Origin of the sequence: Aminobacter sp. BE322 (assembly GCF_050433525.1) — a bacterium.
Classification (GTDB): Bacteria; Pseudomonadota; Alphaproteobacteria; order Rhizobiales; family Rhizobiaceae; genus Aminobacter.
The window spans coordinates 266,122-290,936 of sequence record NZ_JBNPXB010000002.1; the positions used below are offsets into that span (position 1 = coordinate 266,122).

21 protein-coding genes are annotated in these 24,815 nt (G+C 65.7%); 7 read left to right on the forward strand and 14 right to left on the reverse strand.

Annotated features, from left to right (window positions below):
- Window positions 1–11: 11 nt before the first annotated feature.
- The 6 genes from J2X50_RS05325 to J2X50_RS05350 all read right to left on the reverse strand — a co-directional run bounded on the left by J2X50_RS05325 (window position 12) and on the right by J2X50_RS05350 (window position 7,311).
- Window positions 12–1,265 carry an ABC transporter substrate-binding protein gene (locus tag J2X50_RS05325; RefSeq protein ID WP_429092460.1) on the reverse strand — a complete coding sequence of 418 codons (1,254 nt, stop codon included), beginning with the start codon at window positions 1,263–1,265 and terminating at the stop codon, window positions 12–14.
- A 93-nt stretch (window positions 1,266–1,358) separates the two neighbouring features.
- Window positions 1,359–2,879, reverse strand: a complete 1,521-nt coding sequence (locus J2X50_RS05330) for an aldehyde dehydrogenase family protein (RefSeq protein ID WP_429092463.1) — start codon at window positions 2,877–2,879, stop codon at window positions 1,359–1,361.
- Window positions 2,879–3,658, reverse strand: coding sequence for an enoyl-CoA hydratase/isomerase family protein (locus tag J2X50_RS05335; RefSeq protein ID WP_429092466.1), 780 nt, complete (start codon window positions 3,656–3,658; stop codon window positions 2,879–2,881). Before J2X50_RS05335 ends, J2X50_RS05330 begins: the two co-directional genes overlap by 1 nt.
- Window positions 3,651–5,261 (reverse strand): acyl CoA:acetate/3-ketoacid CoA transferase, encoded by a 1,611-nt coding sequence (locus J2X50_RS05340; RefSeq protein WP_429092469.1) that lies wholly within the window; start codon window positions 5,259–5,261, stop codon window positions 3,651–3,653. Before J2X50_RS05340 ends, J2X50_RS05335 begins: the two co-directional genes overlap by 8 nt.
- A 2-nt stretch (window positions 5,262–5,263) precedes the next feature.
- Window positions 5,264–6,265, reverse strand: a complete 1,002-nt coding sequence (locus J2X50_RS05345) for a Gfo/Idh/MocA family protein (protein WP_429092472.1) — start codon at window positions 6,263–6,265, stop codon at window positions 5,264–5,266.
- Window positions 6,262–7,311, reverse strand: coding sequence for a LacI family DNA-binding transcriptional regulator (locus J2X50_RS05350; RefSeq protein WP_429092475.1), 1,050 nt, complete (start codon window positions 7,309–7,311; stop codon window positions 6,262–6,264). Before J2X50_RS05350 ends, J2X50_RS05345 begins: the two co-directional genes overlap by 4 nt.
- Before the next feature lie 324 nt (window positions 7,312–7,635).
- Between J2X50_RS05350 and J2X50_RS05355 the strand changes: the two genes are divergently transcribed.
- Window positions 7,636–8,802 (forward strand): dihydrodipicolinate synthase family protein, encoded by a 1,167-nt coding sequence (locus J2X50_RS05355; RefSeq protein ID WP_429092478.1) that lies wholly within the window; start codon window positions 7,636–7,638, stop codon window positions 8,800–8,802.
- A gap of 4 nt (window positions 8,803–8,806) precedes the next feature.
- Here J2X50_RS05355 and J2X50_RS05360 read toward each other — a convergent pair whose 3' ends face one another.
- The gene (locus J2X50_RS05360) at window positions 8,807–9,292 is read right to left on the reverse strand and encodes an ester cyclase (RefSeq protein WP_429092482.1); all 486 of its coding nucleotides are present in this window, start codon (window positions 9,290–9,292) and stop codon (window positions 8,807–8,809) included.
- A 106-nt stretch (window positions 9,293–9,398) separates the two neighbouring features.
- Here J2X50_RS05360 and J2X50_RS05365 point away from each other — a divergent pair, with 106 nt between their 5' ends.
- Window positions 9,399–10,310 (forward strand): LysR family transcriptional regulator, encoded by a 912-nt coding sequence (locus J2X50_RS05365; RefSeq protein WP_429092484.1) that lies wholly within the window; start codon window positions 9,399–9,401, stop codon window positions 10,308–10,310.
- Between the two features lie 28 nt (window positions 10,311–10,338).
- On the opposite strand, the gene J2X50_RS05370 is transcribed toward J2X50_RS05365, so the two are convergent.
- Window positions 10,339–11,577 (reverse strand): acyltransferase family protein, encoded by a 1,239-nt coding sequence (locus tag J2X50_RS05370; RefSeq protein WP_429092487.1) that lies wholly within the window; start codon window positions 11,575–11,577, stop codon window positions 10,339–10,341.
- 358 nt (window positions 11,578–11,935) lie between these two features.
- Here J2X50_RS05370 and J2X50_RS05375 point away from each other — a divergent pair, with 358 nt between their 5' ends.
- From J2X50_RS05375 to J2X50_RS05395, 5 genes are all read left to right on the forward strand, one after another.
- The gene (locus J2X50_RS05375; RefSeq protein ID WP_429092488.1) at window positions 11,936–13,096 is read left to right on the forward strand and encodes an ABC transporter substrate-binding protein; all 1,161 of its coding nucleotides are present in this window, start codon (window positions 11,936–11,938) and stop codon (window positions 13,094–13,096) included.
- A gap of 171 nt (window positions 13,097–13,267) precedes the next feature.
- Window positions 13,268–14,266, forward strand: coding sequence for an ABC transporter ATP-binding protein (locus J2X50_RS05380; RefSeq protein ID WP_429092491.1), 999 nt, complete (start codon window positions 13,268–13,270; stop codon window positions 14,264–14,266).
- Window positions 14,263–15,231, forward strand: a complete 969-nt coding sequence (locus J2X50_RS05385) for an ABC transporter permease (protein WP_429092494.1) — start codon at window positions 14,263–14,265, stop codon at window positions 15,229–15,231. Before J2X50_RS05380 ends, J2X50_RS05385 begins: the two co-directional genes overlap by 4 nt.
- Before the next feature lie 200 nt (window positions 15,232–15,431).
- The gene (locus tag J2X50_RS05390) at window positions 15,432–16,247 is read left to right on the forward strand and encodes an ABC transporter permease (protein WP_340036600.1); all 816 of its coding nucleotides are present in this window, start codon (window positions 15,432–15,434) and stop codon (window positions 16,245–16,247) included.
- A 21-nt stretch (window positions 16,248–16,268) separates the two neighbouring features.
- Complete coding sequence (locus J2X50_RS05395) at window positions 16,269–17,696, forward strand: gamma-aminobutyraldehyde dehydrogenase (protein WP_429092498.1); 1,428 nt, start codon at window positions 16,269–16,271, stop codon at window positions 17,694–17,696.
- 1,234 nt (window positions 17,697–18,930) lie between these two features.
- On the opposite strand, the gene J2X50_RS05400 is transcribed toward J2X50_RS05395, so the two are convergent.
- The 6 genes from J2X50_RS05400 to J2X50_RS05425 form a co-directional block, all read right to left on the reverse strand.
- On the reverse strand, window positions 18,931–19,995 hold the full coding sequence (locus tag J2X50_RS05400) for an ABC transporter ATP-binding protein (protein WP_429092501.1): 1,065 nt from the start codon (window positions 19,993–19,995) through the stop codon (window positions 18,931–18,933).
- Window positions 19,996–20,009: 14 nt separating this feature from the next.
- Window positions 20,010–20,801, reverse strand: coding sequence for an ABC transporter permease (locus J2X50_RS05405; protein ID WP_429092504.1), 792 nt, complete (start codon window positions 20,799–20,801; stop codon window positions 20,010–20,012).
- Window positions 20,798–21,592 (reverse strand): ABC transporter permease, encoded by a 795-nt coding sequence (locus J2X50_RS05410; protein WP_429092841.1) that lies wholly within the window; start codon window positions 21,590–21,592, stop codon window positions 20,798–20,800. The genes J2X50_RS05405 and J2X50_RS05410 overlap by 4 nt, the downstream gene beginning before the upstream one ends.
- A gap of 187 nt (window positions 21,593–21,779) precedes the next feature.
- A complete protein-coding gene (locus J2X50_RS05415) occupies window positions 21,780–22,886 on the reverse strand; it encodes an ABC transporter substrate-binding protein (protein WP_429092507.1) in 1,107 nt (368 codons plus the stop codon).
- A 239-nt stretch (window positions 22,887–23,125) separates the two neighbouring features.
- A complete protein-coding gene (locus tag J2X50_RS05420) occupies window positions 23,126–24,298 on the reverse strand; it encodes an iron-containing alcohol dehydrogenase (RefSeq protein ID WP_429092510.1) in 1,173 nt (390 codons plus the stop codon).
- 20 nt (window positions 24,299–24,318) lie between these two features.
- Window positions 24,319–24,813, reverse strand: coding sequence for a DUF2569 family protein (locus tag J2X50_RS05425; protein ID WP_429092512.1), 495 nt, complete (start codon window positions 24,811–24,813; stop codon window positions 24,319–24,321).
- Window positions 24,814–24,815: the final 2 nt, after the last annotated feature.

Below are 24,815 nucleotides of genomic sequence, written 5' to 3' on the forward strand. Positions count from 1 at the left end.
CATGCTATGGCCTAGCCCTTGGCGGCGGCGATCGCCTCGACCAGCGCGGCGGCGGCGGCCTTGGAGTCGAGCTCGCCGTTGAAGTGGCGGGTCACGACGTCGTAGAGCGCGTTCTTCACCGCGGCAGGTGCTGCATAGCCATGCGCCATCGAGCCGAACAGCTTGCCGCTCGTATTGGCTTCGGCCAGGTCCTTGATGCCCTTCTTGCCGCAATCGTCGAAGGCGGTGTCCGGCACGTCGGTACGCGCCGGCACCGAGCCCTTGACCACGTTGAAGGACGACTGGAAGGCAGGATCCTCGATGTCCGAGGCCATCTTCATCTGCGCCGCCTTCTTGTCGTCGCCGACCTTGAACATCATGAACATGTCGGAGTTGAAGGTCACCGCGCCCTGGGTGCCGGGGAAGCGGATGCAGACGAAGTCGGTGCCCGGCTTCTGGCCGGCCTTGAGGAACTCGCCCTTGGCCCAGTCGCCCATCATCTGCATGCCGGCCTTGCCTTCGATGACCATGGCCGAAGCCAGGTTCCAGTCGCGGCCGGAGAAGTCCTTGTCGACATAGCTCTTGAGCTTGGCCATGCGGTCGAAGGCCTCGACCATCTTGTCGCCGCCAAGTGCCGCCGGGTCGAGGTCGATCATCGCCGACTTATAGAAATCGGTGCCGAGCGACAGCACGACCGCGTCGAAGATGGTGGCGTCCTGCCAGGCCTGGCCGCCATGGCCGAGCGGGGTGATGCCGTTGGCCTTCATCTTGTCGAGCACGGCGACGAGCTCGTCCCAGGTCTCGGGCACCTTGCCGCCGGCCGCGTCGAGCGCCTTCTTGTTGATCCACACCCAGTTGGTCGAGTGCACGTTCACGGGTGCTGCGATCCACTTGCCGTCATATTTGGCGAAGTTCTGCAGCGCCGCCGGAACGACCTTGTCCCAGCCTTCCTTGTCGGCCACTTCGCCGAGGTCGCCGACTACGCCCTGCTTGGCCCAGTCGGTGATGTCGAAGCCCAGCGCCTGCACGGCGGTGGGCGGATCGCCGGCCGTGACGCGGGCGCGCAGCGCCGTCATCGCGGCTTCGCCGCCGCCGCCGGCCACCGGCATGTCCTTCCAGGTGACGCCCTGGCTTTCGAGGTTCTTCTTGAGAACGTCGAGCGCCGCCGCCTCGCCGCCCGAGGTCCACCAGTGCAGCACTTCGACGCTTTCGTCGGCGAACGCCAGCGGCACCGGCGCCGCAAACAGCGTCGCAATGGCTGCGGTACTCATCAGAAACTTACGCATTCCAGTTCCTCCCGGGTTGCAAGCTAACTCACGCGTGATTGCGTGACACAAGTTCCCATTGGCCCCGCCGCAGGGAATTCCTCCTTGGCCGCGTCAGGCTCGTGCCTCCTTGGGCATCCAGTGCCCCGTCCGCGGGCCGATATGCATGTTCAGTGTCTTGGTCTCGGTGTAGTCCTCCACCGCATGGCGGCCGAGTTCGCGGCCGATGCCCGACTGCCGGTAGCCGCCGAAGGGCAGTTCCGACGCGCCGTCCATGAAAGTGTTCATCCAGACGGTGCCGGCCCGCACGCGACGGCCGACCGTCAGGCAGGTGTCGAAGTCGCGGCTCCACACCCCGGCCGAGAGGCCATAGTCGATCGAATTGGCGATGCGGATCGCCTCGTCCGTCGTCTCGAAGGCAAGCACCGAAAGCACCGGTCCGAACACCTCCTCGCGCGCCACCGCCATGTCGGGCGCGACCGACGAAAGGATCGTCGGTTCCATGAACTGGCCGAGGCCGAGATCGGCGGCTGCGCCACCGACGGCGACATTCGCGCCATGTTCGCTCGCACCTTTCACGTAAGTGACGATCTTCGCAAGATGCTGCGGGGTGATGATAGCACCAACCTGGGTCGAAGGGTCCAGCGGATCGCCGACCTTCACCTTGGCCGAAAGGGCTGCCACCCGCGCCGTCACCTCGTCGGCGATGTCGCGATGCACGATCAGGCGCGAGCCGGCGTTGCAGCATTCGCCGGCGTTGAAATAGGCGCCGAACACCGCCGCATCGATGAAGTCGTCGAGATTGGCGTCGGGGAACACGATCTGCGGGTTCTTGCCGCCGAGTTCCAGCGACACCTTCTTCAGGGTCTGCGCGGCATTCGCCATGGTCAGCCGGCCGATGCCGGTCGAGCCGGTGAACGACACCATGTCGACGTCGGGGTGGCTGGTCAGCGGCGCGCCCGCCTCCGGGCCGGTCCCGACGATGATGTTGACCACGCCCGCAGGCACGCCCGCGGCCTCGAGTATCTCGCCCAGCACCAGCGTCGAGCCCGACGTCAGCTCCGACGGCTTGACCACCGCCGTGCAGCCGGCGGCCAGCGCGAAGGGCAGTTTCTGGCTGACGATCAGGAACGGGAAATTCCACGGCGTAATGATCGAGACGACGCCGATCGCCTCGCGCAACACCATGCCCAGCGTGCCGTCGCCCAGCGTGTTGTAGCTCTCTCCGTGCAGGTCGCGGGCGAGCGCCGCCGCATAGCGCCAGATGTCGGCGGCGCCGCCGAGTTCGCCCTTGGCCTGCGAGATCGGCTTGCCGGATTCGATGCAGTCGAGGAAGGCGAGTTCGTCGGTGCGCTCATCGATGATGTCGGCGGCGCGCAAGAGGATGCGCGAGCGCTCGGCGCCGGTCATGCGCGGCCAGTGGCCGTCGTCGAAGGCCTTGCGCGCGGCCGCGATGGCGCGGTTCGCATCGACGGCGGTCGCAGCCTCATAGCGGCTCACCACGGCACCGTGGCCGGGGCTGGCGCGCTCGATGGTCTTGCCCTCGGCACCGCCGGTCCAATTGCCGTCGATCAGCATCTTGAACTCGCGGACCTTGAAGCCGTCGAGCGGCTTGGGACGCATCAGGACCGTCATCACCATTCTCCCGAAAATTTGGCCGCACGCTTCTCGCTGAAGGCCGCCAGCCCCTCCTTGAGGTCGCCGGTCTTGGCCACGAGGATCGAGCCCAGCGCCTCGACGGCGGTTCCGTTGTCTTCGCCATTCGCGGTGGCGATCATCAGTTTTGCGACCTCGACCGCCGCCGGGCCTCGCGCCGCGATCCGCGCCGCGTAGTCGTGCGCGGCAGCCACCGCCCCGCCGGTCTCGACCACATGGTCGACCAGCCCGAGCGCTGCCGCTTCGTCGGCCGAAAACACCTCGCCGCCCAGCGCCATGCGCCGCACCACCTGGGCGCCGGCGCGGCGCACCAGCCGCTGCGTGCCCGACCAGCCCGGCACCATTCCGAGCCCGGTTTCCGGCAGGCCGATCTTCACGTGACGCTCGGCGATGCGGATGTCGGCGGCAATGGCGAGTTCCAGCCCGCCGCCCAGCGCATGGCCGTTGATGGCGGCGATCAGCGGCACGCGCAGCGTCGCCAGCCGCTCGAACACGCGATGGCCGAAGCGCACCCAGGCATGGCCGAACTCGTTGGCCGTCATGCCGCCCCAGGCCTTGATGTCGCCCCCGGCCGAAAACGCCTTGCCCTCGCCAGTGAGGATCGCAACGCGCACATCGGCATTGGCCTCGACCTCGTCGCAGGCCTGAGACAGCGCCTTCAGCATGTCGATGTCGAAGGCGTTGAGCTTGTCCGGCCGGGCCGCCGTGATGACCGCGACCGCACCCTGGAACTCGACCTTGATGCGCCGGTCAGCCATGGACGGCCTCCAGCTTGCGCACCGGCTTGCGCGGCAGCTTCAGCCCGATGGGCGCTTCGGCAAACAGTGCTGCGTCCATCTCTTTGAGCTTGTCCGAGACGATCAGCGGGAACTCCGCCTGGTCGAGGATATGCGCCTGCAACTCGACGCCCGGCGCGATCTCGGTCAGCACGATGCCTTGAGCCGTCAGCTTCATGACGCAGCGCTCGGTGACATAGGTGATGTCCTGGCCCTGCTCGACGCCGCGGCGGCCCGAGAAGGTGACGTGCTCGACCTCGTTGACCAGCTTCTTGAGCTTGCCTTCCTTCTCCACCACCAGCCGGCCGGCCTCGATGCCGAGCTTGGCGCCGGCGTTGAACATGCCGGAGAAGACGATCTTCTTCGCCCGCGCCGTGATGTCGACGAAGCCGCCCGCACCCGCCGTCACATGCGGCCGGAAGCTGAGCTTGGAGACATTGACCGAGCCGCTCTTGTCGATCTCGAGGAACGACAAAAGCGAAGCGTCGAAGCCCGCGCCCTGGAAATAGGTGAACTGGTAGGGCGACGGCATGAACGCATCGGCGTTCGACGCGCAGCCGAAGGCGAAGTCGAGCAGCGGCACGCCGCCGACGGCCCCCTGCTCGATCACCCAGGTGACCTCGCCGTGCAGCCCTTCCTCGAGCAGGATGCGCGGCACGTTGGCCGAGATGCCGAAGCCGAGATTGACCGCGCTGCCCGCCTCCAGCTCCTGCGCCACGCGGCGCGCGATCACCTTCTGGATGTTGAACTCGGGCACCCGGAAGCTGTCGAGCGGTCGCATGATCTCGCCCGAGATCGCCGGGTCGTAGAGCGTCTGCGTCGTCTGCTTCTGCTCGGGATCGACGACGATGTAGTCGACCAGCATGCCGGGCACGCGCACGTCGTGCGGGCGCAGCGACCCGTCCTTGGTGATGCGTTTCACCTGCGCGATGACGATGCCGCCATTGTTGCGGGCGGCGAGCGCCTGGTCGAGCCCGCCGAGATAGGCGCCCTCGTGCTCGTAGGTCAGGTTGCCGCGCTCGTCGGCCGTCGTCGCCCGGATGATCGCCACTTGCGGCTTGATCGCGGGGAAGAAGAGCCAGTCCTCGCCCTCGAAGCTCACCTTCCTGACCAGCGGCTCGGCCGCGGCGCGCGCGTTCATGGCGCAGCCCTGACGCTCGGGGTCGACGAAGGTGTCGAGCCCGACCTTGGTCATCACGCCCGGCCGCTTGGCCGCCGCCTCGCGATGCAGGTCGAACATGATGCCCGAGGGCACGTTGTAGGCCGCCACCTCCTCGTTGCCGATCATCTGCCAGATCAGCGGCGGCTCGGCGCTCGACGGCCCCGACGGATAGGAGCCGCCGATGATCTTTTTCAAAAGGCCCTTCCTGGCGATGTGGTCGACGCCCTTGATGCCGCTCATGTCGCCGGCGGCAATGGGGTGCAGCGTGGTGAGATCGCGCGGATGGCCGGTCGCGTCAAAACGCTCGCCGATCGCCTTCAGCATCAGGTCCGGGCAGCCGAGCCCGCTCGACGACGACACCGAGACGACGGCATTGTCGGGAATGAGCGCCGCTGCCTGTGCCGGGGTGATGTGCTTGCCCATGCTCAGAGCCCAGCCTCGATGGCGACGGCCTTGCCGGTCGCGGCAGCCTTGACCACCGCCAGCCCCGTTGCCAGCGACCACACGCCGTCCTCGCCCGTCGCCGCAGGCTTGCCCTTGCCCGCGATGGCGTCATGAAAAGTCTGAAGCCCCGCCTCGTAGAGATTGCGCTGGTCGAGCTTGAGCTCGTGTTCGCCCTCGGCGTTGCGCAGAACCACCGAACCGACGGGCCGTTGCGTCATCACGTTGCGGGCGATCAGCGAACCCTCGGTGCCGTGCACCTCGAAACCCGTCTCGGCGAATTTGGTGGTGAACGCATCGTGGAACTGGGCGATGACGCCCGACCTGAAGCGCAGCACGCCCATCACGGCGTCTTCCAGCCCCGCCTGCCCCATGCCGCCGCTCTGGCTGAAGGCCACGGCCTCGACCGGATCGTCGTTGAGAACGAAGCGCAGCGTGTCGGCGTCGTGCACGGTGATGTCGAGGATGACCCCGCCGCCGGCTTGCGGCTTGTCCAGCCGCCAGCCCTGCAGGTGCGGCGGCAGGTAGACGGCGTGGAACACCCGCGCCGCCAGCGGCTTGCCGATCCTGCCGGCCAAAATCGCCTCGCGCATCGCCCGGTGGCTCGCGGCATTGCGCAGATGGTGGTTGGTGCCGAGGATTACGCCGGCTTCACGCGCGGCCTTCACCATCGCCAACGCATCGTCGAGCGTCAGCGCCAGTGGTTTCTCGCACAGCACATGCTTGCCCGCCTTAGCCGCGGCAATCGCTTGTTCCACATGCAGCTCGTTGGTGGTCGAGATGTAGACGGCGTCGATGCCGGCATCGCCGACGATCTCCTCGAGCGAGGTCACCGACTTCGCGATGCCGTTCGCCTCGGCATAGGCCCGGCCGCGCTCGGCATTGGTGCTCATCACCGACACCACCTCGCCGCCGGTCGCGCGGATCGCGCCGATCACCCACTCCCTGGCGATGGTGCTCGCCCCGATCAGACCCCAGCGCGTCATGCCGTCACCGCCTCTCGCTTCATCCGCAGTGCCGCGCCGCAGCTCTCGCGCACCACCAGCCGCACCGAGGCGACCAGCGCCTCGGGCTCGAAACTCCCGGAATTGATCTGCTTGAGCAGAAGCTGCGCCGCCCGCCGGCCCATGCCCTGCGGGTCGACCGAAACCGTCGTCAGCGCCGGCACCGCCGTCTTCGCCTCGATCACGTCGTCGAAGCCGATGACGCCGAAATCGACGCCCGGCTCGATGCGGGCGCTACGCAGCCCGTCGCAGGCGCCGAAGGCCACGGCATCGTTGAAGCACAGAGCCGCCGTCGGCCGGTCAGCCATGGCAAGCAGCCGTTCCACCGCCGCAACGCCGCCAGCACGGGAAGGTGCAGAGCTGATGACGAGGTCGTCCGAAGCGTCGAGCCCCGCCTCCACCAGCGCCTCGCGGAATCCGCGCATGCGCTCGTCGAACACGGCAGTGTCGTTGAAGCCGCCGAGGAAGGCTATGCGCCGATGGCCGAGCTCGATCAGGTGGCGGACGGCTGCCGCCGCACCCGCATGCCCGTCCGACACGACGGAGGAAACCTTGAGACCGGGCACGTTGCGCGCCACCAGCACGACCGGGATGCCGCTGTCGACCAGCGGCCGGAGGTCGGCGGCCGTCGTGCCGCGCGCCGGCGACAGGATCAGCCCGGCCATGCCGTGCTCGCGCATCGAGGCGATCACCTCGGCCTGACGGTCGGCATTCTCGGCCGAATTGGCCATGAACTGGATGTAGCCGGCCGACTGCACCACCATGTCCATGCCGACGGCGAGTTCGGCGAAGAAGCTGTTGGTCAGGTCGTTGACGACGATGCCGACGATCTTGGATTTCGACTGGCGCAGGTTGGCGGCGCTGCGGTTGTAGACATAACCGAGCTCGCGGATGACGGCGCCCACCCTGGCGCGGGTCGCCTCGTTGACCAGCGAACTGCCCTGGAGAACCAGCGACACGGTCGACTTCGACACGCCGGCGGCGCGCGCAACATCGACGACTGTCACCTTCGGCTGCTTCAACGCCATCCTCCCAGAAGGGCTTGCAGGTCGGGCATCTCCGGCCCGTTTTGCGAGTCCAATAATTGGAACGTTCCAAACTGTCAAGCACGGAAGCCCTCTTGCATGGTCGTTTTCCCGCAAGCTGCACGTGTCGATGCACGGCCTCCGAAATGCTCAAATTGTGCACAATGTCGAGTTTCAAACGATTTATCGCATCGTGCAAGGACACGACCGCTCACGCCTGTCAGGATTCGAGCCGGGCGCGCCATCCCCGCAAAGACAGGCGCAAAATTCCAACTTGAAATTTGGAACGTTCTAAATTACGAGATGCAGCCGATCAGGGAGGAACCCATGGCCAGGCCAGTGAAGCTTCCGCGAGCCGACCGCTCGATCGAGACCTACGCTCTTGTCGGCACTCCCACCGAGCGGCCGGCGACCGCCCCCGTCTTCAACCGCATCGCCTATGCAGCCGCCCATGTCGTCTCCGACCCATGGACTGATGCCACACCGTGGAACAGCCCGGCCATCGACTGGGATGCGACCATGGCCTTCCGCCATCATCTCTGGTCGCTCGGCTTCAGGATCGCCGAGGCGATGGACACCTCGCAGCGCGGCATGGGGCTCGACTGGGCCGGCGCGCAGGACCTGATCCGCCGCTCACTGGCAGAAGCGCGCACCGTACCCGGCGCCGATCTCGCCTGCGGCGCAGGCACCGACCAGCTCGACAGGCGCGACGCGCGTTCGCTCGACGACGTGGTCGCCGCCTATGAGGAACAGCTCGGCTTCATCGAAAAGCACGGCGGCCGCGCGGTTCTGATGGCCAGCCGGGCGCTGGCGCATGTGGCGCAGTCGCCCGACGACTATCGCAAGGTCTACGGCCGCATCCTCGGCCAGGCCAGGGACAAGGTCGTCCTGCACTGGCTGGGCGACATGTTCGATCCCGAGCTCGAGGGCTACTGGGGCGGCGACCGCTTCGAGGACACGCTGGAGACGGTGCTTTCGATCATCGCCGACCACGAGCACAAGGTCGAAGGCATCAAGATCTCGCTGCTCGACCAGGCCTATGAGGTCGAGCTGCGCCGCCGCCTGCCCGACGGCGTGATCTGCTTCACCGGCGACGATTTCAACTACGCCGCCCTGATCGAGGGCGACGGCACCCGCCACAGCCACGCTTTGCTCGGCATCTTCGACGCGGTCGCCCCGCAGGCCTCAAAGGCGCTGTCGGCCCTGGCAAAAGGCGACCTCGCCACCTTCCGCGCCAGCATCGAGCCGACGGTGCCGCTATCGCGGAAAATCTTCGAGGCGCCGACGCAGTACTACAAGGCCGGCGTCGTCTTCCTCGCCTGGCTCAACGGCCACCAGAGCCATTTCACCATGCCGGCCGGCATGCAGTCCGCGCGAGGTGCCGTCCACTACGCCGACATCTTCCGCCTCGCCGACCGGGCCAACGTGCTCGACCGGCCCGACCTCGCCGCCGAACGCATGGCGGCGCTGATGACGCAGTACGGCATCGCCTGAGCGGCTACATCAGCCCGAGCTGCTTGTAGAAACCGAGCGCGTCGTAGTAGTCGCTCTGGCTGGCGATCTTGCCGTCCTTGACCGAGAACATCGAGGCACCGGTGATGGAGAACGTCTTGCCGGTCGCCTTGGTGCCGTCGGACCAGTCACCCGAGTTGGTGCCCGAGAACTCCCACTCGAACGACACCCGGTCGTCCTGCGCGACGGGCTTGCCCTTCATCTTCCAGACGGCGTCCGGCACGGCTTTCAGGAAATTGTCGATCACGCCGGTCTTGGCCGCCTCCTTGCCCTCGACGGGCTTGCCGACCGAGGCGTCGTAATAGACGATGTTGTCGGCGAAGTGCGCGGCCGCCTTGGCCGAGTCATGCGCGTTCCAGGCGGCGAGATAGGCCTCGACGACGGCCTGCGGCGTGTCCTGGGCCCAGCTTGGTGTCGCGGCGACAAGTACGGCGGTCGCGGCCGCGGATGCGAGAAACTGGCGGCGATGCATTGCAATCCTCCATTCGTTTCCAGCACATAGTCTTACTGCTGATGGAGGCGCGAGGGAATGGCCTGCCCTCTTCCCAAAACCCCTGCCGCCCTGTTTAGTCCGCGCCATGGCCTTCACGCTTCGCCAGTTGCAGTTCTTCGTCGCCGTCGCCGAACAGGGCACGATCTCGCGCGCGGCGCATAACCTGTCGATTTCGCAGTCGTCGGTCACCGAGGCGATCAAGGAACTGGAGGCCGATCTCGGCGTCGAGCTGTTCGAGCGCCATCCGCGCGGCCTCAACATCACCCACAAGGGCCACCAGTTCCTGCGCCACGCCACCAAGATCCTGGCCGACGTGTCCGACGCGCGGCGCACCTTCTTCGGCGGCCAGGCCGCGACCACCGGCCAGCTCAAGCTCGGCGTCACATCGCTGGTCGCGGGTTACGTGCTGTCCGACCTGCTCGCCCGCTACCGCCGCGCCCATCCGGCAGTCGACATTTCGGCCATCGAGGACAATGGCGACTATCTCGAGCACCTGCTGGTCGGCGGTAAGCTCGACGTCGCCGTCATGGTGACCTCCAATCTGCGCGACCGCATGGCGCTGCAGTCGGAGATCCTCGAGGTCTCGGCCTATCGGCTCTGGCTGCCGCTCGGCCATCCGCTGGCCTCCGCCGAGATCATCAGCGTCGGCGACATCGCCACCGAGCCGCTGATCATGCTGTCGGTCGATGAGATCGAGGAGAACACCGGCAAGCTGCTTTCGGCCATCGGCGCCAAGCCGCATGTCGCCTTCCGCACCCGCTCGGTCGAGGCGGTGCGCTCGCTGGTGGCGACCGGCGCGGGCGTGGCACTGCTGCCCGACCTCGTCTACAGGCCGTGGTCGCTCGAAGGGGACCGCATCGAATCCCGCGACGTGTCGGGCTCGCTCCCGGTCGTGCAAGTCGGCATGGTGTGGCGGCGCGGCTCGTCGCTGCCGGCCGCCGCGCGCGATTTCATCGGCATCGCCCAGGCCCAGCGCACGGTCCGCCAGCGGCTTTGACGACCACCGCCGACAAGCCGCCGGGCAGTCAGGTGAGCCTCGCTTTCAGGAACCGCGTCATCGGCGCTTCGACATAGGCAAAGACGAATATGGCGACGGCCGTGACGATGAACGGGGCCGCAACCAGCACGAAGATCGGAAACGCGCGCGACGACGGCTGCATGGCAACGATCTTCGCCGATGCGCCGTTGACGAACTGGTGGCAGAGATAGATCGCAAAGGTCGCCTTGGCGACGAAGTTCACCGGCACCGATCGCACCAGATAGCCTGCCCTTTCGAGCACGACGGTGCCCAGCAGGATGCCCGATGCCGGCACGCCCAGGGCGATCAGCCGCGGCAGGTCCGGCCACAGGAACGGCCGCGCCAGGACGGCGGCAGCGCTCGCCAGGATGATCGCGGCGCCGACGGCGAGGCCCCTTCGCCCCGGCAGCAAGGCGACGGCACCAACGGAGGTGAGCCGGTAGATGATCACGCCGAAGGCGAAGTCGATGAGGATCGGATTGGTGTAGGCGACGAGGGCGGGACTCTCGGGTGGCCACGCCTCTCCGACGAGCACCAGCGCGACCACGAAGACCGACGCCAGATAGACGCCATGCCTGACGCTCGCCAGCTGGAAGGCGGCGATGACGAGGCTGAACTCGACGATGACGACGAGCGTCCAGGTGGGATGCAGGATCGGATACGGGCCGTAGGGGATGAAGGCCAGCGACATGGCCAGCTCCCTCAGGGTGGGGGCACCATAGCTGGTCGCCGTGTTCTTGGCGAAATAGGCGAGTACGGTGAAAAGCCAGTACAGCGGCAGGATGCGGATGGCCCTGTCGCGAAGATAGATCCCGGCCGGCTTGCCGGAGCGACCCAGCACATGCGCAGAGAGGAAGCCGGAGACGACGAGGAAGAGATCGGTTCCGAAGCGGAGGACCTCGACGATGCGCGTGCCGGCGCCGAGGTCGGCGAAGATTAGGTCGAGATGGACGTAGACGATGCCGTAGGCGCCGATCAGCCGCAGGATCTGGATGTTGTTCCAGAACAGCCGATCGCCGGACGCGGCAAGCTGCTTCGCCGTCAGCTCGTATTCCCGGCCAATGGGGCCGGATGTCGGACGCACGAAGGCCGTTGCGACGTTTGCCCAACGTGCTGGAGAGGTAGCTGCCGAGCCCCACGCCCCTTTGGCGCCGATGCGGGAGGCGCCGCGCCACAGGCACGCACAAAGCAGGCTCGCAGCCAATGCCACCAGCCCAAGGGCACCAAGCGTCGAAACTGCCCTCATTGCATGCGCCTGCAGTTCGGCCCGTTGCAGTCGCAAATAGCGGCGTCCGGAGACGCCGATTTCTGCGCTCCGACAGGGGTATCGCGGCAACACGATAGCTCTGGCGCCGGAAGTTGAGAATTGACGCAAAGGGATACTGCGGCAACCAAGGGTCTACTGCTTTCGGCTTGACGCAGCAGGGCCGTGACAACAGGCGCCATCTAAAGTGGTGCTCGCCACCCGTAGACGACATCGTACAGCTATCGGAAAAACCGATATCGACTTTCTTTCAAATGAATTTGCGAAACCGGCGCTTTCGCAGCACCCTTCATCCAGGGCAACACCGCCGATGGAAGCGGTCCCTGATGGGAGGATCGACATGAAATCATTTCTGAAATCCTGCACGGCCATTGCGTTGGCGTGCAGCTTTTCCGGTCAGGCCTTGGCGCAGGAGATGATGAAGGAGGTTGGCAAGGGCGAAGGCCAGCTCAACATCATCGCATGGCCCGGCTATATCGAGCGCGGCGAGACCGACAAGAACTACGACTGGGTCACGGAATTCGAGAAGCAGACCGGCTGCAAGGTCAACGTCAAGACGGCTGCCACCTCGGACGAAATGGTGGCGCTGATGAACGAGGGCGGCTTCGATCTCGTCACCGCCTCGGGCGACGCATCGCTGCGGCTCGTCGCCGGCAAGCGCGTCCAGCCCATCAATCTCGACCTCATCAAGAGCTGGTCGACGGTCGACGAGCGCCTCAAGGACGCGCCCTGGTTCACCGTCGACGGCAAGCACTATGGCGTGCCCTATCAGTGGGGGCCGAACGTGCTGATGTACAACAAGGACGTCTTCAAGGAAGCGCCCAAGAGCTGGAGCGTGGTCTTCGAGGAAACGACGCTTCCGGACGGCAAGTCCAACAAGGGCCGCGTCCAGGCCTACGACGGCCCGATCTACATCGCCGACGCCGCCAACTACCTGATGGCGCACAAGCCCGAGCTCGGCATCAAGGATCCCTACGAGCTCAACGAGGACCAGTACAAGGCGGCGCTCGACCTCCTGCGCCAGCAGCGCACGCTGGTGGGCCGCTACTGGCACGACGCCATGATCCAGATCGACGACTTCAAGAACGAGGGCGTGGTGGCGTCGAGTTCCTGGCCGTTCCAGGTCAACCTGCTCGGCACCGAAAAGCAGCCCATCGGCTCGACCATCCCGGAAGAAGGCGCCACCGGATGGGCGGACACCACCATGATGCATGCCGAGGCCGCCAATCCGAACTGCGCCTATATGTGGCTGGAGCATTCGCTCAATCCGAAGCTGCAGGGCGACCTCGCCTCCTGGTTCGGCTCGAACCCGGCCGTGCCGGCAGCCTGCAAGGACAACGAGCTGCTCGGCGGGGAAGGCTGCAAGACCAACGGCTTCGAGGACTTCGCCAAGATCAGGTTCTGGAAGACGCCGGTGTCGAAATGCGCCAGCCAGAACGACCAGTGCGTGCCCTATTACCGCTGGGTGTCGGACTATATCGGCGTGATCGGCGGGCGGTAACGCTCACCTTCCACCGCGCGGCGCTGCCCCTCACCCTTAACCTCTCCCCGTAAACGGGGAGAGGCGGGCGTGAGCGTCGCCCGCCTCGTCCTTCTCCCGTTTACGGGGAGAAGGTGCCGGCAGGCGGATGAGGGGCGGCGCCCCTCTGCATCTGAAGAGTCGGACAACGACATGACCCCAGCTGTCTCATTCCAGAAAGTCTCGCGTCACTTCGGCGCCGTGCGCGCCGTGGACGCGGTCGACCTCGAAATCAAGCCGGGCGAGTTCTTCGCCATGCTGGGGCCGTCGGGGTCCGGCAAGACCACCTGCCTCAGGCTCATCGCCGGCTTCGAGCAGCCGACGTCGGGCAGCATCTCGATCTTCGGCGACCGCGCCGAGGGCGTGCCGCCCTACCGTCGCAACGTCAACACCGTGTTCCAGGACTACGCGCTGTTCCCGCATCTCAACGTGCTCGACAACGTCGCCTACGGGCTGATGGTCAAGGGCGTCGGCAAGGAACGGCGCCTGAGCGAGGCCGAAGACGCGCTCAAGCTGGTGCAGCTGCCCGGCTACGGCGGCCGCAAGCCGGGGCAGCTTTCGGGCGGCCAGCGGCAGCGCGTGGCGCTCGCCCGCGCGCTCGTCAACAAGCCCAAGGTGCTGCTCCTCGACGAACCGCTCGGGGCGCTGGACCTCAAGCTGCGCGAGAACATGCAGGAAGAGCTCAAGGCGCTGCAGAAGGCGCTCGGCATCACCTTCGTCTTCGTCACCCACGACCAGGGCGAGGCGCTGTCGATGGCCGACCGCGTCGCCGTCTTCAACGACGGCCGCATCATGCAGGTCGGCACGCCCGAGGAGATCTACCAGCGCCCGGCCTCGCGTTTCGTCGCCGACTTCGTTGGCTCGTCCAACGTGCTGCCGCCGGATTTCGTGCAGCGCCACTCGGGCCAGCGCCGCTGGGGCAGCCTGCGTCCGGAATCAATCCGCGTGCTGCGCCAGGCGAGCGGCGACGGCGTTGCCGCCCGCGTGCTGTCGCGCCACTATCTGGGCGCCGCGACCAAGCTCGCGCTGGAAGCCGACGGCCTCAGGCTGCATGCCTCCCTCCCCGCCGGGACTTCCGTCCCCGACGACGGCGAGCACGTCGTGCTCGCCTTCAGCCGCGACCAGCTCCACCTGATGGAGGAGCAGGCATGAGCGTCCAGGCCGTGACCGGTGCGACGGGCTCTGCGGCGATCCTGCCCAAGCGGGGCGGCATCGCCGGGGCGCTGTCGGACCTGCTGTGGCGCCGGCCGAAGCTGCTCCTGCTGCTCATGCTCGCGCCGCCGCTGCTCTGGCTCGGCATCGTCTATATCGGCTCGCTTCTGGCGCTGCTGGCGCAGAGCTTCTTCTCGATCGACGAGTACTCCGGCCTGATCAACCGCGAGTTCACCCTCAAGACCTACGGCGACCTGCTGCAGGCGGCCAATGTCGACATCATCGTCCGCACCGTGACGATGGCCGTTCTGGTCACGCTCGCCTCGGCGGCCCTCGCCTTCCCCATCGCCTACTACGCGGCGCGCTATGCCCGCGGCACCTGGAAGGCGCTGTTCTATCTCGGCGTCATGCTGCCCCTGTGGTCGAGCTACCTGGTCAAGGTCTATGCCTGGAAGCTGATCCTCGCCAAGGAAGGCATCCTCACCTGGCTGTTCGCCAAGCTGCAATTGTCGTGGCTGCTCGACGGCTGGCTGTCGCTGCCGATCGTCGGCGGCAACTCGCTGTCGGTCTCCTTCACCGGCACCTTCATCGTCTTCGTCTATGTCTGGCTGCCCTTCATGATCCTGCCGATCCAGGCGGCGCTGGAGCGCGTGCCCGGCAATCTCGTCGAGGCCTCGTCCGACCTCGGCGCCTCGCCCGGCCAGACCTTCAGGAACGTCATCTTCCCGCTCGCCCTGCCGGGCATCGTCGCCGGCTCGATCTTCACCTTCTCGCTGACGCTCGGCGACTACATCATCCCGCAGATCATCGGCACGTCGCGGCTGTTCATCGGCCAGGCCGTCTATGCCCAGCAGGGCACCGCCGGCAACATCCCGCTCGCCGCCGCCTTCACGGTGGTCCCCATCGTCATCATGGGCTTCTACCTCTGGGGCGCCAAACGCATGGGAGCCTTCGATGCGCTCTAGTTCGTTCGTCACCTCCGGTATTACCCCCACCCCTAACCCCTCCCCACAAGCGGGAGGGGGATTCTGGAGCCGCCCTGCTCCCCGACCAGCTGTCGCGTATACTCGGGGCAATCCGGTGGGACTACAGAAAAAGTCCCCCTCCCCCTTGTGGGGAGGGGTTAGGGGTGGGGGTATCGAGGAATGCAAGAGGAGCCCGGCCCATGCGCTCTGACCGTTCGCAATCGGCCCCGCGCGGCCTCAAGATCGCCGCAGCGGCCGGCCTCGCCTTCCTGCACCTGCCGATCCTGCTTATCTTCGTCTACGCCTTCACCACCGAGGAGAAGAGCTACCAGTGGCCGCCGCCGGGCTTCACCACCCAGTGGTTCGGGGTGACCTGGGGACGGCCCGACGTCTGGCAGGCGCTCGGCCTGTCGGTGCAGGTGGCGGCGATCTCGACGACGATAGCACTGGTGCTCGGCACGCTCTGCGCCGCGGCCGTCAGCCAGACGCGGTTCTTCGGCCGCGAGGCGATCTCGCTGCTCGTCATCCTGCCGATCGCACTGCCGGGCATCATCACCGGCATCGCCCTGCGCTCGGCCTTCAGCCTGGCGGAGATCCCGTTCTCGTTCTGGACGATCGTGCTCGGCCACGCGACCTTCTGCGTCGTGGTCGTCTACAACAACGCGGTCGCCCGCTTCCGCCGCACTTCGGGCTCGCTGATCGAGGCCTCGATGGACCTCGGCGCCGACGGCTTCCAGACCTTCCGGCACGTGATCCTGCCGAACATCGGCACGGCGCTGCTCGCCGGCGGCATGCTCGCCTTCGCGCTGTCCTTCGACGAGGTCATCGTCACCACCTTCACCGCCGGCCAGCAGGAGACCGTGCCGATCTGGATGCTCGAGGAACTGGTCAGGCCGCGCCAGAGGCCGGTCACCAACGTCGTCGCCATGGTCGTCGTGCTCGTCACGCTGCTGCCGATCCTCGCCGCCTACTACCTGACCCGCGAAGGCGACCAGATCGCCGGGGCCGGCAAATAAGATTCGAAAGGGAGAGCTCACATGGACACCCAGATGCTGATCGGCTCGAAATTCGAGCGCGGAACCGAAACAGAGGAGGCGATCCTCAACCCGCGCACCGGCGAGACGATCCTGAACCTGCCCGAGGCTTCGCCGGCCCAGATCGAGGCGGCGGTGGCTGCCGCCGAGAAGGCCTTCGCGACCTGGTCGAAGACCACGCCCGCCCAGCGCTCGGGCTACCTGCTCAAGATCGCCGACCGGATCGAAGCAGAGGCGGCCGAATTCGCCCGCCTCGAGGCGCTGAACTGCGGCAAGCCGATCAACGCCGTGCTCAATGACGAGATCCCGGCGATCGTCGACTGCTACCGCTTCTTCGCAGGCGCGGTGCGCTCGATGCCCGGCCTCGTCGCCGGCGAATACCTGCCCGGCCACACCTCGATGATCCGGCGCGACCCGGTCGGCGTCGTCGCCTCGATCGCGCCGTGGAACTATCCGCTGATGATGATGGCCTGGAAGCTGGCGCCGGCCATCGGCGGCGGCAACACGGTCGTCTTCAAGCCTTCCGAACAGACGCCGCTGACGGCGCTGAAGCTCGCGAGGATCCTCGCCGACGTACTGCCCGAGGGCGTGGTCAACGTCGTGCTCGGGCGCGGCGAAAGCGTCGGCAACACGCTGATCAACCATGCCAAGGTTGGCATGATATCGATCACCGGCGACGTCGCCACCGGCAAGAAGGTGCTGCAGGCGGCGGCCAAGTCGGTGAAGCGCACCCATCTCGAACTCGGCGGCAAGGCCCCCGTCATCGTCTTCGACGACGCCGATGTCGATGCGGTGGTCAACGGCCTGCGCGCCTTCGGCTACTACAATGCCGGCCAGGACTGCACCGCCGCCTGCCGCGTCTACGCCGGCAAGAAGATCTACGACAAGCTCGTCGCCGACCTGTCGTCGGCCGTCTCGACCATCCGCTACGGCCGGGCCGACGACACCGAGAACGAGATCGGGCCGCTGATCTCGCGCCGCCAGCGCGACCGCGTCGCCTCCTTCGTCGAGCGCGCCTCCGAGCTCAAGCACATCGACATCACCACCGGCGGGCATCCGGGCGACGGCGGCGGCTTCTATTACCAGCCGACGGTGGTGGCCGGCGCCCTGCAGGAAGACGAGATCGTCCGCCGCGAAGTGTTCGGCCCGGTGGTCTCGGTGACCCGCTTCACGGATGTCGACGAGGCGGTCGGCTGGGCCAATGACAGCGACTACGGCCTGGCGTCGTCGGTGTGGACCAGGGACATCTCGCGCGCCATGGCGACCGCCGCCCGGCTGCAATATGGCTGCACCTGGATCAACACCCACTTCATGCTGACCAACGAGATGCCGCATGGCGGGCTCAAGCAGTCCGGCTACGGCAAGGACATGTCGGTCTATGCGCTGGAGGATTATACCGCCGTCCGCCATGTGATGATCGCGCACGGATAGGCGCGAGGTGGAAGAAGAACACTGTCCCCTCGCCCCGTTTTCGGGGAGAGGGTGGCCGCGAAGCGGCCGGGTGAGGGGCAGAACCAAACTGCCCGCTCTCATTTCTTCCCACCCCCCTCTGTCCTGCCGGACATCTCCCCCGCAAGGGGGGAGATCAGCCGTCACTTCCGCTTTCGCCAACCACCAACCTCTTATTGTTGCCAGATTGCAGAACGGGCAGCACGCCTGACGCTGCCGATCTCCCCCCTTGCGGGGGAGATGTCCGACAGGACAGAGGGGGCGCGAGGGAATGCGGCTTTCCAACATTTCGCACCTCTCCATCGCCACGCCCCGTTTCCGGTCTGGCCATTGTGAGGAAAAAAGTTCGGGAAGCGGGGCGCGAGGCCGAGCCTGCCGATAGTCTGATAACGTGGCGCGACGTCCGCGCCCCGCCCGGCTGCTTGCCCCGCTCAGTCGCCGCGATGCCTTTGCACCGCTGGCCGCCGCAAGGCCCGGGCTTGGGGGCTCATCACCCAGCGAGGAGAACCGACCTCCCGCCAGCCCGGCACCGGCGCTTCCCCCCGCTGCCCGGTGCGCACCGGGGTCCCGTGGAAGATCGCGAGGAGAATGATACGGGAGGTTCTCCAGGAGGTGGAAAAACGGGAGAATTTCTCCACGCTGATTGCTGACAGAGTTACTGACAATTGTACGTGCCGCGCGGCCACGTCGCGATCCTTCCCACCCCCCTCTGGGCTGCCGCCCATCTCCCCCGCAAGGGGGGAGATCAGGCCGCCATCGACCTCCCGGCCAATCACAACCGTTCAAGGACGTTGCTTGAGAGCCAGCGGGGCGAGACGCCGGAACTGCCAATCTCCCCCATTGAGGAGCGCGCAATCGCATGCCCTCATGGGCTTTTACCGCCTGTACCCCCACCCCTAACCCCTCCCCACAAGGGGGAGGGGGACCTGCTCGCCGCCCTTGCCACCAAAATCGCCGACGGTTGGCGCGTGACGGCGATGCCACAGAATCCCCCTCCCCCTTGTGGGGAGGGGTCAGGGGTGGGGGTAAGTTCACAGGCGATTGGCCTGCCCAGGCGTGGTCGCCGAAGGCGACGAGCGCGGGCAGCCCGGAGGGGGAAAGGAATGCGGCGGTGACGAAGAAAGATCGCCGGCCGTGGAGACTGTTTCCACGGCCACAAAAACGATCGGGGCGGGAAATCCCGCCCCGACGCAATCCGGTGGCCGGCGCGAACCGCCTAGTGAAGCACCAGCACGTCGCCGGAGGAGAAGCTGATCTCGGTCTTCTCTCCGACGACGGGCGGCGGGGTCGAGGAATTGTTGAAGGTGTCGAGCGAGACCATGTTCTGGCCGACGCCGACGCGGACGCGGATGACCGAGCCCAGGAAATGCACGTCGGCGATCTGGCCGCTGAGGCTGGTGTCCGTGCCGGGACGGCGGCCGAGCGAGATCGCCTCGGGGCGCAGGGCGAGCGACAGCGTGTCGCCCGAGCGCGAGCCGTTGAGCTTGCCCAGGAGGCCGATCTCCTCGGTGTTGATGCGGACCTTGCCGGACGCGGCATCGGAGACCGTGCCTTCGAGCACGTTGAGCGTGCCGACGAAATTGGCGACGAACTTGGTCGAGGGGCGGTTGTAGATCTCGAACGGCGTGCCGGTCTGGTCGGCCCGGCCCTCGTTCATCACCACGATGCGGTCGGACATCGACAGCGCCTCTTCCTGGTCGTGGGTGACGAAGATGGTGGTGATGCCGAGCTTCTTCTGGATCGAGCGGATTTCCTCGCGCAGCGAGATGCGCACCTTGGCATCGAGCGCCGACAGCGGCTCGTCGAGCAAAAGCAGCTTGGGCTTGGGCGCCAGCGCCCGGGCGAGCGCCACGCGCTGCTGCTGGCCGCCGGACAGCTGGTAGGGGTAGCGGTCGCCGAAGTCGGGCAGCTTGATCAGATTGAGCATCTCGGCGACGCGCTGGTCGGCCTCGGCCTTGGCGACGCCCGCGACCTTGAGGCCGAAGCCGATGTTCTGGGCGACGGTGAGGTTGGGGAACAGCGCATAGGCCTGGAACACCATGCCGATGTTGCGCTGGTTGGGCTTGAGGCTGGTGACGTCCTTGCCGCCGACGAAGACCTTGCCGGCGGACGGCTCCTCGAAGCCGGCGACGATGCGCAGCATGGTGGTCTTGCCGCAGCCGGACGGCCCGAGGAAGGAGACGAACTCGCCGGTGCCGACGTCGAGATTGAAGTCCTTGACCACGGCGACGTTGCCGAAGGATTTCTTGACGCTCTGGATGGAAAGGAAGGGATCGGCCATTGGCTGTGCTCTTTTCAGTTCGGGCGGTTTGCCGATTTCGGCGCGAAGCGGGCGAGGACCTGGATGACCGACATGCAGCCCCAGGTGATGGCGAAGGCGATGATCGCCAGCGCCGCCGGCTCATAGGCGCGGTTGGCGCCCATCAGCTGCAGGTAGGGACCGAAGGCCGGCCGGTTGAGCAGGCTCGCCAGCGTGAACTCGCCGATGACGATGGCGAAGGTCAGGAAGGCGCCCGACAGCACCGCGATCAGCACGTTTGGCAGGATGATGCGGGCGATGATCGTCGCCCAGCCGGCACCCAGGATCTGCGCCGCCTCGGTGAGCGTGCGCACGTCGATGGTGCGCAGGCCGGTGTCGACGGCGCGATACATGTAGGGCAGCGCCAGCGTCGAATAGCCGATGACCAAGAGCGCATCGGTGCCGCGCGCCGAGCCGAGGAAGGGCAGCGGCGAGGACGAGCCGTACATGCGGATGTAGCCGAAGACGATGACGATCGCCGGGATGACGAGCGGCAGAAGCGTGATGAACTCGACCACCGGCCTGAGCTGCGGCAGGCGCAGGCGGATCCAGTAGGCGGTGGGCACCACCAGCAGCACGCCGAGGATGATGGTGAAGACGGCGACGACCACCGAATAGAGGAAGGTCTCCTGGAAGCGCGGGTCGCCCAGTACAACCCTGTAGGCTTCAAAGGAATACTCTCCACGCTTCATTCGCAGCGAGAATTCGAAGGTGGAGATCAGCGGGATGAAGAAATAGGCAGCGCCGACGGCGAAGGTGAGCCAGGCCCAGAAGCGACCGGTCTTCATTTGAGCCACCTCTCGCTGCGGGTGCGGAACCAGATGTAGAAGATGTTGGCGAGGCCGGTGATCACGATCATGCCGAAGGCCAGCGCATAGCCGAGATTGGGGTTGTGCAGCACGTCGCCCCGAATCTGCGCATAGAGCTTGATCGGCACGATATTGAGCGACGGGCCGGTGAAGGCATAGGCCGTGGCGATGGCGCCGAAGGCATTGGCGAACAGCAGGATGACGGTGCCGAGGAAGCTCGGCCACAGAACCGGGATGACGACCATGCGCCAATATTGCCATGTCGTGGCACCCAGCGTTGCGGCTGCCTCCCCCCATTCCCGCTTCAGCCCATCGATTGCCGGCGTGATGATGACGATCATCAGCGGAATCTGAAAGTACAGATAAACGATGATCAAGCCCGTGGACGTCAAGAAATTGAAGCCCATGGCATAGATGTTGATACCAAAAACTTCGCGCAGGATAACAGTCACAAGGCCGAGACGGCCGAGCGTCGCGAGGAACGCGAAGGCCAGCGGCACACCGGCGAAATTGGAGGCGACGCCGGAAAACGTCATGGTCGACGATCGCACCCAAGACGGCAGGCCGCCGCGGACGATGGCAATCGCCATGGCGAGACCAATCAGTGCGCCGATGGTAGCCGACCAGAAGCTGATCTTGATCGACACCCAGTAGGAATCGCGGATCGAGGCGTCGACAAACAGCTGGCGGATGTTGTCGAGTGTATACTGGCCCTGGTCATTCTGGAACGCGCCGATGATAAGATAGAGTGTCGGCAGGATCAGGAACATCAGGGCGAAGATGAAGAACGGCGCAACGCCAAGCCAATGAGTGGGCAGGCGGAAACCGCTACGCGCGTCCGGCGGAGCGGAATGGGTGGCATCAGCCGTGGTGATTGTACTGGCCTGGGTCATGGGGCGCCGTCGCTGGAGAAAGTACGGGCGGCCGCGACGGGCCGCCCGCTGTCAGAAAGTCCGATTACTTGACGTTGGCGCCAACAACCGAATCCCACTGTTTGGTGACCACTTCCTTTGACGCATCGAGATCCGCAGGGAGCGGGAACACGGCCTTCTCATAGGCAGCTGCCGGCGGCATCTTGTCGAGCATCTCCTGCGAGACCTTGCCTTTCTTGACGAGGTCGTCAAAACGGATCGGGTGGCAGTAACCCTTGAGCCACAGCAACTGGCCTTCGTCGGAATAGAGATACTCCATCCACAGCTTGGCTGCGTTGGGGTGCGGCGCGTAGGCGCTGATCGCCTGCACATACACGCCCGCCATGACGCCGGACTTCGGGACGACGACCTCGACCGGCGGGTTGCCGTTCAGGTTGTCGCGACCAGCAAGGGCGTTGTAGTCCCAGGTGATCAGGATCGGGGTCTGGCCCTGCGCCAGCGTCGCCGGCTTGCCGATGACCGGAACGAAGTTACCCTTGGCGTTCAGTTCCTTGAAGAAATTGAGACCGGCTTCGCCGGCCGCCTTTCCGGCCGCAGAGCCGGCGCCCAGGCCTGCAGCATAGACACCCAGGATAGCCTGGTTGGAGCCCCGCGGATCACCTGCGAGCGCAACCGAATTCTTGTACTCGTCCTTGAGCAGGTCAGCCCAATCGGTCGGCGTGTTGGCGACCAGATCCTTGTTCACCAGCATGGCCATGACGCCGTAGTAGTCGCCGTACCAATGCCCTTCCGGGTCCTTCAGGTTCTCCGGGATCGAGTCCCAGGTCGCGACCTTGTATGGCTGTGTCAGGCCGGCATCCTTGGACGTCTTGCCGAAGGCGAAGCCAACATCGATGACATCAGGAGCCTGCGGGCCCTTGTTGTCCTTGTTGGCCTTGATCGCTTCGAGTTCATCGCCGGACGAGGCGTCCGGGTTGAGCTCGTTGATAGTGATCTCGGGATACTTCTTCTTGAAACCGTCGAAAACAGCGCCGTAGCCGCACCAGTCGTGCGGCAGCGCGATGGTGGTCAGCTGCCCCTCAGCCTTCGCGGCAGCCTCGAGCGCGGCCATATCCTGGGCCGACGCGATGGCCGTCGTCACCATGAGCGACGCCGCGCTTAGGGAAAGTACCTTCCCTGCAAACATGAACATGTTGTTCTCTCCGTTGAACTGACGCCATGAGACGCCTGCGATGCGGTACCGGCTTCATGTGACAGTCACATGAAGGTTACGTGAAGCCCGCTTCTGCAGCGCCAAAAAGTTAACTACTTTTAATCGGTTGTCGCAATCGGTGCCGTTGTTTTCCGGCTAAATAATTCGGGCTCCCCCTGCCCTTGCCCCTCCGTCTTTTGGTGTTGATTAGAAGTCGAGTTCGCCCGACTCCACTTGTCTCAAACCGTCCCTTCGATGGCGTTTTCAAGCAAGCCGAGCGCGGCCTTCTTGGTGAGCTTGACCGGATTGCCGCCGGCGGTCGGATCGACCACGGCCATGTCTGCGATGAGCGCCTTGCGCTTCTTGTCCATGTCGAGCCCCTTGATCAGGCCCGGCAGCGCGTGCGGCACCTTGAGCTCCTTGCGCAGCTTGATGACCGCCTTGGCAAAGCCGTCGAAGCCGCCCTTGATGCCGCAATAGGCCGACAGGCGCGCGATCTTGTCCTCGATGGCGTCGCGGTTGAAGGCGAGCACATAGGGCATGAACACGGCGTTGGTCATGCCGTGGTGGGTGTCGTAGAGCGCGCCGATCGGGTGCGACAGCGAGTGGATGGCGCCGAGGCCCTTCTGGAAGGCGGCAGCACCCATGGCGGCCGCGCTCATCATGTGGGCGCGGGCGACGAGGTCCCTGCCGTTGGCGAAGGCCTTGGGCAGGTTCTCGAACACCAGCCGGATGCCCTCCACCGCGATGCCGTCGGCCATCGGGTGGTAGCCGGGCGCGCAATAGGCCTCGAGGCAGTGGGCGAACGCGTCCATGCCGGTGCCGGCGGTGATGAAGGACGGCATGCCGACCGAAAGTTCCGGATCGGCGATGACGATCGCCGGCAGGAGCTTGGGATGGAAGATGACCTTCTTGGTGTGGGTCTCTTCGTTGGTGATGACGCCGGCGCGGCCGACCTCGGAGCCGGTGCCGGCGGTGGTCGGCACGGCGATGATGGGTGCGATGGCGTCGGAATTGGCGCGGGTCCACCAGTCGCCGATGTCCTCGAAGTCCCAGACCGGAAGCGTCTGGCCGGCCTGGAAGGCGATCAGCTTGCCCAAATCGAGCGCCGAGCCGCCGCCGAAGGCGATGACGCCGTCATGCTTGCCCTTCTTGAACACGGCGATACCGGCGGTGAGGTTGGATTCGACCGGGTTCGGCTTGACGTCGGAGAAGACGCCATAGGGCACCTTGGCGTCGTCGAGGATCTTCAGCGTCGAGGCGACGACCGGCAGCTTGGCGAGGCCGGGGTCGGTGACGAACAGCGGCTTGTTGATGCCGGTGGCGGCAAGCACCTCGGGCAGCTCGGAGATACGGCCGGCGCCGAAGCGGACGGTGGTCGGGTAATTCCACTTGGAAACGAGTTTGGACATCTATTCTGCTCTCTATGCCGTCAGACCGGCTGCTTGTTGACGAAGGTGTTTAGAACCCGGTTCGAGTTGTACATGTATGGGATCCATATCAGCGCATAGGCGACCGCCTTGGCGGCCTTCCAGACGAAATCGCTGCTGAAGAACGGCGTGCCATTCGCCTCGAGGGCTTCGGAAAAGAAGAGGTACCCCAGGGCGGCATCAATGCCGAGCGCACCGATGGCCGCCAACAGCCAGAGCATGAACGCGCCCGGAAAAATGTCGAGCTTCTTCACCATCAGATAAAGCAGGACGGTAGGCGCTATGACTTCCAGAACGATCAGGAAAAGCACTTCCATCAACATCAGCGATATCTGTGGCCAAGTCAGGAGCGGAAAGCTCTGGAAGACTTGCCCATAGTCGGTCAAGGCGAACACGCCCGAGATCGGAGCCATCACAAGGATGACCACGATAAGAATCAGCCAGCCCCCCAGGCCTTTGGGTTCGTCGTCGGCTGTGGGGGGCTGGGCGATGGTCATCC